The organism is Mesorhizobium sp. M0028 (assembly GCF_040323855.1).
GTDB lineage: Bacteria > Pseudomonadota > Alphaproteobacteria > Rhizobiales > Rhizobiaceae > Mesorhizobium.
Map to the genome: position 1 here is coordinate 186,778 of NZ_JAMYVG010000005.1, position 13,699 is coordinate 200,476.

At 62.3% G+C, this 13,699-nt stretch carries 14 protein-coding genes; 10 read left to right on the plus strand and 4 right to left on the minus strand.

All coding sequences use genetic code 11. The annotated features are described in order from the left end of the window. Positions 1-95: 95 nt before the first annotated feature. From NKJ93_RS13150 to NKJ93_RS13165, 4 genes are all read right to left on the minus strand, one after another. Positions 96-344: a hypothetical protein gene (locus NKJ93_RS13150; RefSeq protein WP_023718545.1), complete on the minus strand. Its 249-nt coding sequence runs from the start codon at positions 342-344 to the stop codon at positions 96-98. A gap of 12 nt (positions 345-356) precedes the next feature. Continuing rightward, complete coding sequence (locus tag NKJ93_RS13155) at positions 357-788, minus strand: hypothetical protein (RefSeq protein WP_352494498.1); 432 nt, start codon at positions 786-788, stop codon at positions 357-359. 98 nt (positions 789-886) lie between these two features. Then, positions 887-1,786, minus strand: a complete 900-nt coding sequence (locus tag NKJ93_RS13160) for a proline iminopeptidase-family hydrolase (protein ID WP_031193844.1) — start codon at positions 1,784-1,786, stop codon at positions 887-889. 172 nt (positions 1,787-1,958) lie between these two features. Further along, on the minus strand, positions 1,959-2,684 hold the full coding sequence (locus NKJ93_RS13165) for a LuxR family transcriptional regulator (RefSeq protein WP_023718543.1): 726 nt from the start codon (positions 2,682-2,684) through the stop codon (positions 1,959-1,961). 301 nt (positions 2,685-2,985) lie between these two features. Here NKJ93_RS13165 and NKJ93_RS13170 point away from each other — a divergent pair, with 301 nt between their 5' ends. The 10 genes from NKJ93_RS13170 (at position 2,986) to NKJ93_RS13215 (ending at position 13,680) form a co-directional block, all read left to right on the plus strand. Next, positions 2,986-4,659, plus strand: coding sequence for an ABC transporter substrate-binding protein (locus tag NKJ93_RS13170; RefSeq protein ID WP_352589447.1), 1,674 nt, complete (start codon positions 2,986-2,988; stop codon positions 4,657-4,659). 107 nt (positions 4,660-4,766) lie between these two features. Next, the gene (locus NKJ93_RS13175; protein WP_023718541.1) at positions 4,767-5,795 is read left to right on the plus strand and encodes an ABC transporter permease; all 1,029 of its coding nucleotides are present in this window, start codon (positions 4,767-4,769) and stop codon (positions 5,793-5,795) included. After that, positions 5,795-6,769 (plus strand): ABC transporter permease, encoded by a 975-nt coding sequence (locus tag NKJ93_RS13180; RefSeq protein ID WP_023718540.1) that lies wholly within the window; start codon positions 5,795-5,797, stop codon positions 6,767-6,769. Before NKJ93_RS13175 ends, NKJ93_RS13180 begins: the two co-directional genes overlap by 1 nt. Then, the gene (locus NKJ93_RS13185; RefSeq protein ID WP_352589450.1) at positions 6,759-7,781 is read left to right on the plus strand and encodes an ABC transporter ATP-binding protein; all 1,023 of its coding nucleotides are present in this window, start codon (positions 6,759-6,761) and stop codon (positions 7,779-7,781) included. The genes NKJ93_RS13180 and NKJ93_RS13185 overlap by 11 nt, the downstream gene beginning before the upstream one ends. Beyond that, positions 7,778-8,764, plus strand: a complete 987-nt coding sequence (locus tag NKJ93_RS13190) for an ABC transporter ATP-binding protein (RefSeq protein ID WP_023718538.1) — start codon at positions 7,778-7,780, stop codon at positions 8,762-8,764. The genes NKJ93_RS13185 and NKJ93_RS13190 overlap by 4 nt, the downstream gene beginning before the upstream one ends. 345 nt (positions 8,765-9,109) lie before the next feature. After that, positions 9,110-10,318: an ABC transporter substrate-binding protein gene (locus NKJ93_RS13195; protein ID WP_352484604.1), complete on the plus strand. Its 1,209-nt coding sequence runs from the start codon at positions 9,110-9,112 to the stop codon at positions 10,316-10,318. Between the two features lie 11 nt (positions 10,319-10,329). Then, the gene (locus NKJ93_RS13200) at positions 10,330-11,103 is read left to right on the plus strand and encodes an ABC transporter ATP-binding protein (protein WP_023718535.1); all 774 of its coding nucleotides are present in this window, start codon (positions 10,330-10,332) and stop codon (positions 11,101-11,103) included. Continuing rightward, positions 11,096-11,806, plus strand: coding sequence for an ABC transporter ATP-binding protein (locus NKJ93_RS13205; RefSeq protein WP_352484605.1), 711 nt, complete (start codon positions 11,096-11,098; stop codon positions 11,804-11,806). Before NKJ93_RS13200 ends, NKJ93_RS13205 begins: the two co-directional genes overlap by 8 nt. A gap of 7 nt (positions 11,807-11,813) precedes the next feature. Continuing rightward, entirely contained in the window at positions 11,814-12,701 is an 888-nt protein-coding gene (locus NKJ93_RS13210; RefSeq protein ID WP_031193840.1) for a branched-chain amino acid ABC transporter permease, read from the plus strand. A gap of 1 nt (position 12,702) precedes the next feature. Next, complete coding sequence (locus NKJ93_RS13215; protein ID WP_352484608.1) at positions 12,703-13,680, plus strand: branched-chain amino acid ABC transporter permease; 978 nt, start codon at positions 12,703-12,705, stop codon at positions 13,678-13,680. The last annotated feature ends 19 nt before the right edge of the window (positions 13,681-13,699 follow it).

The window sequence follows — 13,699 nt, forward strand, 5'->3', positions numbered from 1 at the left end:
AGCGAGCACTGGCGTTCGTGCCAAGTTGGCAACGCCTGTTACACATCTGCCAAGGTGGGATCGAAGACGGAATCGCCGCTATTCAGGCACATTGCCTATTCTGTGGTTCTCCCGGGCGATACCGGCAATGGTTCAGTATCGGAGTAGCTGCCGGCGACAAAACAATATGCATAGATCTGTCCCCGATTTTCGTCAGTCACGCGGATCCAGTCTTTTTCCCACTTTCGGAAGGTAATATGTCCATCGGTCACCATGGCCGCAGCCTTGAACGGACTCGGCGCGTTGACGACGCGCACCGAGATCACATCGTCGCCGTCCATACGCTCGACGAGATACGTCTGCATGAAAGCCTCCCGCTAAACCACCCGCACTTTAACGCCGGCTAATAGATTCGGTTGCAACGTGCTTGGCGAAACTTGGGGTGGACACGTTCCATACCTGCAGGCACCTTCGCACTCGGCGTCGGCCGCGATGGTCTCGCCTGTCGGCAACGGTTCGCGCGCCCTGAGCGTCGAGACCAAAAGAAGCTCAAGACAGCTCAGCGGGCTGAGATATCGGCCGGATGGCTGAGCGCGCAGCCTGCGCGCCGCCCAGACCGGCACCATCGCCGCGCCGATTTCGGACGTCACCAATCCCTTTTTCGCCGAGTTCGTACGCGGACTGGAGACGCAGCCCACCAGCGCGCCGAGCGCTATAATATTCTGCTGTTCAGCACCGAGGAGAAACACGGCACGCGAAGCGCGCGAGATCGACCGGGTGCTGGAGCGCCGCATCGACGGCATCGTCATGGCACCGGCGGCGGCAACGAGGAGTTGCTCGCCGACCTCGCCGAGAGCGGACTGTCACTCGTCTTCGGCCACCGCAGGCTGAAGGGCGTGCTGGAACGTCAGTCGTATTTGGCCAGGAAGCGCCCGACGGCGGCGAGGCAGTCGTGCTTTTCCTCGACATGCGGCATGTGGCTGGAATTCGGGAAGACCAAACCTTCGACGTGCGGGATAAGATCCAGAAAGGGCTGGACGCAGGCCTCGGTCGCTTCGTCGTAGAAGCCGCGGAAAACCAGGGTCGGCGCCTCGATCTGATGCAGGCGGTCGACGATGGTCCAGTTCCGCATCGTGCCGATGACGTGGAACTCATTGGGACCATTCATGGTGTGATAGACGGTCGGATCTTCCTCGATTGCCGCAAATGTCCGGGCGACCTCTGGCGGCATCGGAACGACGCGACAGACATGGCGGTCGTAGAAAGCCTTCGTCGCCGCAACATATTCCGGATGATCGGTGGTTCCTGCCGCTTCGTGCCGGTCGAGCGCGCTTTGCACATCGGCTGGCAGCCCGGCGCGCAATTGCCGGGCTCCTTTCACCCACAGCACCATCGAGGCCAGCGAATTGGCCAGGATCAATGCCTTGAGCCCCTCCGGGCGGCGCACCGCGTGCTCGGCCGAAAGTATGCCGCCCCAGGATTGGCCCAGCAGGGCGTAGCGGCTGGCAATGCCGAGATGGGCGAGCAGCGCATCGAGTTCGCCCAGGAAGAAATCGACGGTCCAGAAGTCACCGCCCTTATCCGGCAGATGGGTCGATTTGCCATTGCCGATCTGGTCGTAGTGGATGACGGCTCGTCCGGTTTCGGCAAGCTCCTTGAATGAATCCACATAGTCGTGCGTGCAGCCCGGTCCACCATGAGCGACGATCAGGGGCAGCTTGCCCGAGGTGAGGTTTCCGGTCACTCGGTACCAGGTGCGATAGCCCTGGTATTGGCTAAATCCTTCGGTGATCGCATGCGCCGTCACAATCAAAGCTCCGCATCATGGCGCGGCAGGAGCCGAAGTGTGGACCCTCCCAAGCCTTGTTTTGCGGCCGACGGTACTAAGCGGCCCGGCGCATTTACAGCTAGCACTATTTATAGGTTTGCCGGTTATGAGTTTGCCCGAGGCAAGGCCGATCGCCCGCAGGTCGAGAGCCTCAATGCTCCGGTTCAAGCAGCCGGTAATGGGCGGCGAGCGCGATGGCATGGAAGCGGTTGCGCGCGCCAAGCTTTCGCGTCGCCGCGTTGAGGTGCAGCGTTGCGGTAGGCACCGCGCGGCCAATCTCACGCGCGACCTGCTTGGCCGTCAGTCCGGCAGCGGCCAGGCGCAGGCACTGGCGTTCGCGCGACGTCAGATGGACATGTTGGCAGGTGCGGATTCCAGCATCGAAACCGGCATAGACGGAATCATGCAGCAGATGACCCAGATCGCCGATCTCGGCGATGAAGGGTCTGGCTTCGGCCTCGAACCCGGCCTCCGGATCGGCACGGATAGCGGTGAAGGTGGCGAGATCGCCGCCGGCAAGGCGAATGGGTACGGTGACGCCGCAGGTCATCCTCGTGTCAAGCAGATAGCTGACCACAGGATCGTGCTTGGACTGAAGCACACGCTGCATGACGTTGCTCTGAACACCGTTGTGCGACCAGAGAAACGGTCTCGATACCGCGAGCGCGGCCTCCTGCACCGGGTCGAGCTGATAATATCCGCCCTTGCACCAGAGATCCTGCATGTCGCGCGGCACGTTGCGCAGAGCCATCAGCGAGGGCGTGATAAGCTCGCCCTTGTGGCTGACCGGCACCGGCGTATAGTCGTAGATGAATGCGGTGAAACCGATGGGCTCCAGCACCTCCGTCGCCATCGCCATGGCAGCGTCGATGCTCATTCCAGTTCGGAACCGGCTCTCTAGATCGCCTGGAAGGCTTTGCATCCGGCAAGCTTACCCGCTGATGATTGCTTGTCAAATAGCCATGTCGGGCGACTGCTCAACAAATAGGCGGGAATAAGCCTGTCCGACCCTATCTATCTTAATAGCTATCCCGTCCGGCTTCGCTCGCCGTAGTCTTTTGCGATTGGGCGAAGTAGCGAACGCCGTTCGCAAACCCAGGACTGTTTTCAGCCGCGCGGCGGTCGATCGACCGGATTCAGCGCGGCAAAAGCCGACACGCCTCCATGAGGGAACAAATATGCGACCCCAAAAAGCATTTGCAGCGTTGATACCCGGGCTGGCTCTGCTCGGCGTGACGATGATGTCGCCGGCAAGCGGTGCCTTGGCCGCCGAGGGCAAGCCAGGCGGCACGCTCCGATTGCTGGCCAATGCCGCGGCAGGCACCGCCGATCCGCACATCAATTACACGCTGCAGTATTTCCAGATCAATTATATCCTCTACGATGGCCTGGTGACCTACAGGAAGGCCAGAGACAAGACCGGCTTCGAGGTCGTCGCGGACCTGGCGGAAAGCCTCCCGCAGGTCGAGAACGGCGGCAAGACCTATGTCTTCAAGCTGCGCAAGGGCATCAAGTTCGCCGATGGCTCGGACGTCACGACCAAAGACGTGGTCGCTTCGTTCCAGCGCATCTTCAAGATCAGCGGGCCGACGGCCGGGACCTTCTACAAAGGCATCATCGGCGCGGATGCATGCTTGAAGGCGCCCGCGACATGCTCCCTCGAAGGTGGCCTGTCTGTCGACGATGCGGCCGGAACCATTACCTTCAACTTGGTCCAGCCGGATGCCGAGTTCCTGCAGAAGCTTGCCGTTCCACACGCGTCGATCCTGCCGGCGAGCGCGCCGCTCAAGGACGCCGGCACCGATCCGATTCCGGGCACCGGACCCTATATGATCGCCAGTTACGACCCCAACAAGCTGATGAAGATTGTGCGCAACCCTCACTTCAAGGAATGGAGCAAGGAAGCGCAGCCGGCCGGATATCCGGACGAGATCGACTATGAATTCGGCCTTACCGACGAGGCGGCGGTGACGGCGGTCGAGAATGGCCAGGCGGACTGGATGTTCGATCCGCCGCCGTCCGACCGTCTCGCCGAACTCGGCACCAAATATGCCAAGCAGGTCACGGTTCACCCGCTGACGGCGATGTGGTACGCGCCGATGAACACCAATCTGGCGCCGTTCAACGACATCCGCGTTCGCCAGGCGGTGAACTTCGCCATCGACCGCGCCGCGATCGTCAAGCTTTTCGGCGGCAGCAATCTGGCGCAGCCGGCCTGTCAGATCCTGCCGCCGGGCTTCCCGTCATTCGCAGCCTATTGCCCGTTCACCGCCAATCCGGGTGAGAAGTGGTCCGCGCCGGATATGGATAAGGCCAAGCAATTGGTTGCTGAATCGGGAACCGCAGGTCAGGAGGTGACGATCATCACCGAGGACACCACTGTCTCCAAGGCGATCGGCGTCTATCTGCAGGACGTGCTCAACCAGCTTGGCTACAAGACGTCGGTCAAGCCGATTTCGCAGAACATCCAGTTCACCTACATCCAGAACACCAACAACAAGGTGCAGATTTCGATCTCGCAATGGTTCCAGGATTACCCGGCGCCATCGAATTTCCTGCAGGTCTTGTTCAGCTGTGCCTCGTTTACGCCAGGTTCCGACGCCTCGGTCAATATTTCGGGGTTCTGCGACAAGTCGATCGACGCATCGATGGACGAGGCAGAGGCAGCCACCATCGCCGATCCGGCCAAGGGCGCGACACTCTGGACCGCCATTGACAAGGCGGTGACGGACAAGGCGCCGGTCGCCGTCCTGTTCACGCCGAAGCGGGTCGATGTCATCTCGTCCAGGCTGAAGAACTTCACCTTCAGCCCACAATTCTACTGGATCGTCAGCCAGTCTTGGGTGGAATAACCTCCCGGAGCCAATGCGACGGAGCGCCGCCGGCTCTCCGTCGCATTTCCTTTTCCGGCGGATCAGCGCATCTTTCAGGCCGAGATTTTTCCTAGGCAATCCTGTTCATGGTCAATGTCATTGCGGATCAGCCCGCCATCTCGGTTCGCCGGGCCACCGATGGCCCGTGGCGCACGGCATGGCGCAAGCTGAAAGGCGATCGTTCGGCAATATCGGCATTCGCCGTGCTCGTCGTCGTCGTGATCGCCTCGCTCGCGGCGCCGCTTTATGCGCGGTACGTCTCCGGCACCGATCCATTTGTGACCAATCTCAATGGCGAGGTCGTCGTCGATGGGGTGACCCAGCCGGTGCTGCAGCCCTCCACAGAAGGCCTTGGCCTCGGCATGACGCCGATCGGGCCGACGTGGCGCATCGGTCCCTACCTGCTCGGAGCCGACAACCAGGGCCGCGACGTCGCGGCGCGGCTGCTTTACGGCGGACGGGATTCGCTGTTGATCTCGGGTGCTGCAGCCGCGCTGTGTCTCGTCCTCGCGACGTTTCTGGGGGTCGTCTCCGGGTTCTTCGGTGGCATCGTCGACATCGGCCTGTCGCGCATTCTCGACGTGCTCTGGGCCTTCCCGATTTTCCTGCTGGCGATCTCGCTGTCGATCGTGCTGATTGCGCAGAGTATCCAGATCGGTCCATTCGAAATCCGCTCCGGCAGCCTGTGGCTACCGGTCTTCATCATCGGCATCGTCTATGTGCCCTATGTGGCGCGGCCGATCCGTGGCCATGTCCTGACCTTGATGCATGCCGAATTCGTGACCGCTGCGATCGGCCTGGGCGCGTCGCCCTGGCGCATCCTTTTGCGCGACATCATGCCCAATGTGGTGACCCGGATCATCGTTTTCGTGCCGTTGATCCTGGCGCTCAACATGATGACGGAATCCTCGCTGTCGTTCCTGTCGATCGGCGTGCAGCCGCCGGATGCCAGCTGGGGCACCATCATCCAGGACGGCCAGGGCCTGCTCTATTCGCGGCCGGTCGTTGCACTGGCGCCGGGGCTGGCCATCGTCATCACGGTCCTGGCCCTCAACATTCTGGGCGACAGCGTACGCGACGCGCTCGATCCGAAATCCTCGCCGAGGGGCGTCTAGTGGTTGCCGCGCTCGGCTTCCGGCTTGGCCAGATGGTGCTGGTCATGTTCGGCATAAGTGTCGTTGCTTTCCTGATTTTCTTTGCGACGCCGGGCGCCGATCCGTCGGCGCGCATTGCCGGCCGCAATGCTTCGCAAGAGACGTTGATCCAGGTGCGCCACGATTTCGGTCTCGACCGGCCATTGCCTGTGCAATATGGGCTGATGATGAACCGGCTTTTTGTCAGCCGTGATCTCACCTCCTTCGTCAATCGCGGGCAGCGCGTCATCCCGACCGTGATAAGCGCCATTCCGGTGACGCTGTCGCTGGTCGGCGGCGCGGCAGTGCTGTGGGTGCTGGGTGGACTGATTGTCGGGGTGATCGCAGGCGCAACGCGCGGTACATTCGTTGATCGCGCGCTGATGATCCTGAGCCTGGTCGGCGTGTCGATCCCGGTCTTCTGGCTGGGCGAGGTCGCCAACCTGCTGACACAAAGCCGCTGGCACGACAGCTGGCTGTTTTCCTGGGTTCCTCCGCTCGGCTACATCCCCCTGACCGAGAATCCCTGGGGCTGGTTCAAGGCGCTCGTCATTCCGTGGTTCACGCTGGCAACCCTCTATGTCGGCCTCTATGGACGGGTGCTGCGCGCAAGCCTGATCGAGATGATGCAGGAGGATTTCATCCGCACCGCCCGGGCCAAGGGGATCGGCGAGCGCCGGGTGTTGCTGCATCATGGCCTCAGGACCTCGCTGGTCGCGTTCGTTACCATGTTCGGCCTCGATTTTGGTGCCCTGGTCGGCGGCGGCGCACTGTTGACCGAAGTGGTCTTCGGATTGCAGGGTGTCGGGAAACTGACCTATGAGGCACTGCAGACCCTCGATCTGCCGATGATCCTGGCCACGGTGATCTACGCCGCCTTCTTCGTGGTGATGGCAAACTTCATCGTCGACGTCGTCTTCGTCATCATCGACCCGAGGGCACGCAATGTCGGCTGATGCTCCTCTTCTGGTGGTCAAGGACCTCACCGTCTCCTTCCGCAGCGACGAGGGCCTGGTGCGGGCGGTGGGAGGCGTCTCGTTTGCCGTCGAGCAGCGCGAGATCATCGGGGTGGTCGGCGAATCCGGTTCGGGCAAAAGCCAGACCTTGCTCGCCATCATGGGGCTGATCGACAGCCCCAACGCTATCGTCTCCGGTTCCATCCGTTTCATGGGACAGGAGCTGATCGGGCTCAGCCGGCGTGCGCTCGATGCCATTCGCGGCCGCCAGATCGCGATGATCTTCCAGGATCCGATGTCGGCGCTCACTCCTGTGCATACGATCGGCAACCAGATCGGCGAGCAGGTGCGCGCGCATGAAAAAGTGTCGGCGAAAGCCGCGCGGGCGCGGGCCGTGCAATTGCTGGATGCGGTCGGCATCGCAAATCCGGATCGGGTCGTCGACAGCTACCCGCACCAGCTTTCCGGCGGCATGCGCCAGCGCGCGGTGATTGCCATGGCACTCTCCTGCAACCCGGCGCTGCTCGTCGCGGATGAACCGACCACAGCCCTCGATGTTACCGTGCAGGCGCAGATCCTCGAGCTGATCGGACGATTGCGCGACCAGTTCGGCTCGGCGGTGATCCTGGTCACGCATGATCTTGGCGTCGTTGCCGAAGTCGCGGACCGGGTGCTGGTGATGTATGGCGGACGCTTTGTCGAGGAGGGCGGCAAGAGCAGCGTGTTCCGGGCGCCGCTGCATCCCTACACATGGGGCTTGTTCGGCTCGATCCCGCCGATGGGGGGACCACGTCCGGCCCGGCTTGCCGCTATCCCGGGGATTCCGCCCTCGCTCTCCAACCTGCCGAAAGGCTGCGCCTTCGGCCCCCGGTGTGCCTTTCGCCACGACGCCTGTCTGGTCCAGCTGCCGATCATGCAAGGCGAGAGCCATCGCGCCGCCTGCGTGTTGCCGGAGTCCACGCGCAGACAATTCACTGTCCAGAAGGCTGGCGGCGTGGAGATGCAACGATGAATGCCGTGCCGCGCCCGCTGCTTCGCGCCGGCGATCTGTCGAAACGTTATAGCGTCGGCCGGTCGATCTTCCCGGCACAGCGCCGGACCGTACATGCGGTCGATAAGGTGTCTCTCGACATCTGGCCCGGGGAAACGCTCGGCATCGTCGGTGAGTCCGGTTGCGGCAAATCCACGCTTGGCCGGTGTCTGGTGCGTCTGACCGAAATCAGCTCGGGGTCGCTGGAATTCGAGGGCCGCGACATCAGCGATGCCTCCCAGCGCCAGCTTCGTCCGTTGCGGCGGCAGATGCAGATGGTCTTTCAGGATCCCAGCGCTTCGCTCAATCCGCGCCGGCGGGTCGGCGATCTGCTGGCCGATCCATTCCGTATCCATGAACGCCTCTCGGCATCGGAAATGGCGGATCGCGTGGCCGACCTTCTGCGCCGGGTCGACTTGTCGCCCCAGCACGCATCGCGCTATCCGCACGAATTCTCCGGCGGCCAGCGCCAGCGTATCGGCATCGCCCGTGCGCTGGCGCTGCGGCCACGGCTGATCGTGGCCGACGAGCCGGTCTCGGCGCTCGACGTGTCGATCCAGGCGCAGATCGTCAATCTGCTCGCCGATCTGCGCGAGGAGTTCAACCTGACCTATGTGTTCATCGCTCACGACCTTTCCGTGGTGCGTCAGATCTCGAGCCGTGTGGCGGTAATGTATCTGGGATCGATCGTGGAGAGTGGGCCGACCGACGAGGTCTTTGCGGCGCCCAGACACCATTACACCGCGGCGCTGCGTTCCGCCGTCCCGATACCCAGCATCGACCGGGCGCGGCGCGGGCGGTTGGTACTCAAGGGCGACCTGCCCGGCCCGATGAACCCACCTTCGGGATGCCGGTTCCACACCCGCTGCCCAGCCGCCACCTCCCTCTGCCGCAGCGAGCGTCCGCTTCTTCAAAGCATCGGCGATGGCCGCCTGGTTGCATGCCATCATCCAGCCGGCGGTTGAGAACACACGTTTCTCGTTCAGCTGCATCATCTGATCACGACCGCTCGGGCCGGGATTTCATCACGGCACGTCGGCTTCAGAGAGATCAGACGCCATCTGGACCCTGCACGATCCGGCCCTATGTTGCGCTTCGACGTCCGCGGCATGGGCACCGCGAGCCTAATACTAAAGTAACTGTTCTCGCGTTGCCGCGCGATGCTACGATTTGAGGGACGGGCATAGGCGGCCGTACAGCGCTGCGATTTTCCGCCGGAGAGGACGGAATATGGGAGGCCACTCTTCGTGCCGCAGCAGGCAGCCGCCGACATGTTGCTCGGTTGTCGACCATAAGGGAGGAAGTCACCAATGAAGATATCGTACCTGGCCTCGGCCGCGCTTCTTGCAGCGACTGCGATGCCTGCCGCAGCCGCCGAGATTTCTGACGGTAAGGTCAAGATCGGCATTCTCAACGACCAGTCGGGCGTCTATGCCGATTTCGGCGGCAAGTGGTCGGTCGAGGCCGCCAAGATGGCGGTCGAGGATTTCGGCGGCAAGGCACAAGGCGCGCCGATCGAGATCGTCAGCGCCGACCACCAGAACAAGCCGGACATCGCCTCCAACATTGCGCGGCAGTGGTATGATACCGAACAGGTCGATTCCATCATGGAACTGACCACCTCCTCGGTGGCGCTGGCCGTCCAGGGGATTTCCAAGGAAAAGAAGAAAATCGACATCGTCACCGGCGCCGCAACCACCGAGCTGACCGGCAAACAATGCTCGCCCTATGGCTTCCACTGGGCCTATGACACGCATTCGCAGGCGGTAGGAACCGGTGGCGCTCTTGTCCAGCAAGGCGGCGACAGCTGGTTCTTCGTCACCGTCGATTATGCATTCGGCTATTCGCTCAAGGAGCAGACCGCCAAGTTCGTCGAGAGCCATGGCGGCAAGGTGGTTGGCGAGGTGCGCTATCCGCTCGGCTCGACCGATTATTCATCCTTCCTGCTGCAGGCGCAATCGTCGGGCGCCAAGGTCGTCGGGCTGGCGAACGCCGGCCTCGACACCTCCAACTCGATCAAGCAGGCGGCCGAGTTCGGTATCGTGCAGGGCGGTCAGCGGCTTGCAGCGCTTCTGTTCACGCTGGCCGAGGTGCATGGGCTCGGCCTCGAGGCAGCGCAAGGCGTGGTGCTGACCGAAGGCTTCTACTGGGATCGCGATGACAAGAGCCGCGAGTTCGCCCAGCAGTTTTTCAAGCGCACCAACCGCATGCCGAACATGATCCAGGTCGCCACCTACTCGGCAGTGACGCAGTATCTGAAGGCGATCGACAAGGCCGGCACCGACGCGACTGAAGCCGTCGCCAAGGAATTGCATTCGATGCCGGTGAACGACGTCTTTACGGCGAACGGCAAAGTGCAGTCCGACGGCAACATGGTCCACGATATGTATCTTTATCAGGTCAAGTCGCCGAGCGAGAGCACCAAGGAATGGGACTATTACAAACCCCTTGCCACGATCCCCGGTAACGAGGCGTTCCTGAGCCCCAAGGAAAGCGGCTGTCCTACGGCCAGCGAGTGATTGGCGGGCCGATGGCGCCGCCCGAACCGAATGGGCCGCGGGTGGTGCTTTCCGCCCGGGGCCTGCGGCGCGACTTCGCCGGTTTCGTCGCGGTCAGGAATGTCGATCTCGACCTCTACCATGGCAACATCCACGCGCTGATCGGGCCCAACGGCGCCGGCAAGACCACCGTCTTCAACCTGCTTACCAAGTTCCTGCCGCCGACGAGCGGCAGGATCGAACTGCTCGGCCACGACATCACCCGCACGTCGCCGGCCAAGGTCGCGCGGATGGGCCTGGTGCGCTCGTTCCAGATATCGGCGGTGTTTCCGCATCTCAGCGTGCTCGACAATGTGCGCGTTGCATTGCAGCGGCCGGGCGGGCTCAGCGTTCAGTTCTGGCGCTCGCTGGCAGCGCTCGATCGATTGACGCCGCGCGCCGAGGAGCTTTTGCGGTCTGTCGGCCTCGACGATGCCAAGAACAGGCCCGCCGCCGATCTCTCCTATGGCAGGAAACGCGTGCTCGAGATCGCCACGACGCTGGCCCTCGATCCGAAAGTGCTGCTGCTCGACGAACCGATGGCCGGCATGGGGCAAGAGGATGTGCGCACGGTTTCAGACATCATCCGCTCGGTCGCCAGGGATCGCGCCGTGCTGATGGTCGAGCACAATCTGACTGTTGTAGCCGATCTTTGCGACTGGATAACCGTCATGCAGCGCGGCGAAATCCTTGCCGCCGGCGACTATGCCACGGTCAGTCGCGACGAACGGGTGAGGATCGCCTATATGGGCACCGCCGATGAGTGACGCCGCGCCTCTTCTTGCAGTCCGCGGCCTCAACGCCTGGTATGGCGAAAGCCACGCGCTTCACGGCGTCGATCTGGAGGTCTTTCCAGGTGAAACGGTGACATTGCTGGGCCGCAACGGCGTCGGCAAGACCACGACATTGCGCGCCATCATCGGGCTGATCCGCCAGCGGACCGGCCAGATCGCTTTCGACGGCAAGGATCTGATGCCCCTGCCACTGCACCGGACGGCGCATCAAGGCATTGGCCTGGTGCCGGAGGAACGCGGCATCTTCGCGACGCTGACCGTGGACGAGAATCTGGTCCTGCCGCCGATCGTAGCCGAGGGCGGCATGAGCGTGGAGGAAATATTCGATCTCTTCCCCAATCTGAAGGAGCGCCGCAACAGCCCCGGCACCAGGCTGTCGGGCGGCGAACAGCAGATGCTGGCGATCGCGCGCATGCTGCGGACCGGCGTGAAAATGCTGCTTCTCGATGAACCGACCGAGGGACTGGCTCCCGTTATCGTGCAGCGCATCGGCGATCTGCTGGCGACGATGAAAAAGCGCGGCATGACAATCCTGCTGGTCGAGCAGAATTTCCGCTTTGCCAGCCGTGTCACCGATCGTTTCTATCTGATGGAGCACGGCAAGGTAGTGTCGGGCTTTCCGGTCGGCGAACTGCCTGATCGCATGACGCTGCTGCATGAAGTGCTGGGTGTATGATGGCGCCATGACGATGATCTTCGGAATACCCGTTCAGGCATTCCTCGGCCAATTGCTGGTCGGCCTCATCAACGGCTCTTTCTACGCCATGTTGAGCCTCGGCCTGGCTGTCATATTCGGCCTGTTGCGCGTCATCAATTTCGCTCACGGCGCGCTCTATATGCTCGGCGCCTTCATCGGCTATCTGCTGCTCACCCGGTTCGGCATCGGCTATTGGCCGGCTCTGATCCTGTCGCCGCTGATCGTCGGCGGCTTCGGTGTCGTGGTCGAGCGCCTGGCGCTGTCGCGGCTTTACGATATCGACCCGCTTTACGGTCTACTTTTCACCTTTGGCCTCGCGCTCGTGCTCGAAGGCGTGTTCCGGTACTACTATGGGGTATCGGGAAGTCCTTATTCCGTGCCGCCGCTGCTGTCCGGCGGCACCAATCTCGGCTTCATGTTCCTGCCAAATTACCGCGGCTGGGTGGTGGTCGCCTCGATGATCGTCTGTTTCGGCACCTGGGTGCTGATCGAGAAGACCAAGCTGGGCTCCTATCTGCGCGCGGCAACGGAGAACCCCCGCCTGGTCCAGGCTTTCGGCGTCAACGTGCCGTTGCTGCTGACCCTTACCTACGGCCTCGGCTGCGCTCTTGCCGGTCTCGCCGGCGTTCTCGCCGCGCCGATCTATCAGGTAAGCCCGCTCATGGGATCTGACCTCATCATCGTCGTGTTCGCCGTTGTCGTGGTCGGCGGCATGGGATCGATCCTCGGGGCGATCGTTACCGGTTACATGCTTGGGCTCGCCGAAGGCCTGACCAAGGTTTTCTATCCCGAAGCCTCCAATCTGGTGGTCTTCGTCATCATGGCGATCGTGCTTCTGGTCCGGCCCGCCGGTCTTTTCGGAAGGGACGTCTGAGATGGCCGAACTCTCACTTCGCGGGACGCGCGCCAAAAGTTCGGTATGGCTTGAATGGACGCTGGTGGGGCTCGGCATCCTAGCGCTGCTGGTGGCGCCTTTCTTCGTCTATCCGATCTTCCTGATGAAAATGCTGTGCTTTGCGCTGTTTGCCTGCGCGTTCAACCTTCTGCTCGGCTACACCGGGTTGTTGTCCTTCGGCCATGCGACGTTCTTCGGCGGGGCAGCCTACTTCAGCGCATATGCGGTCAAGGTCTGGGGCTGGCCGCCGGAAGCGGGCATCCTGCTCGGCGTCCTGGGTGCCGCGCTGCTTGGCCTTGTGATGGGCTTCTTTGCCATCCGCCGGCAAGGCATCTATTTCGCCATGATCACGCTGGCGCTGTCGCAGATGTTCTTCTTCTTCTGCGTGCAGGCGCCGTTCACCGGAGGTGAGGACGGCATCCAGGGCGTGCCGCGCGGCAGGCTGTTTGGAATGCTCGACCTGAACGTCTCGATGAACATCTACTATTTCGTTCTGGCGGTCTTCCTGATCGGCGTGTTCGCCATCTGGCGCATCATCAACTCGCCTTTCGGCATGATCCTGCGTTCCATCCGCGAAAACGAGAGCCGGGCAATTTCGCTTGGCTATTCCGTCGCCAACTACAAGCTGGCGGCTTTCGTCATGTCGGCAACATTGGCCGGGCTGGCGGGCGCGCTCAAGGCGATCGTTTTTCAGTTTGCCACGCTCACCGACGTCACCTGGCAGATGTCGGGCGAGGTGATCCTGATGACGCTCCTCGGCGGCATCGGCACCATGGTCGGGCCGATCATCGGCGCCAGTCTGGTCGTCGGCCTGGAAAACACGCTCGCTACCTCGAATTTTCCGGTGACCATCGCCACCGGCCTGACCTTCATGGTCTGCGTGCTGGTTTTCCGGCGCGGTATTGTCGGTGAGGTCTATGCGCGGTTTCTCGGGCCAAGGGGTGACGCGAAAGACTGAACGGCTCAGCGCCTCGTCG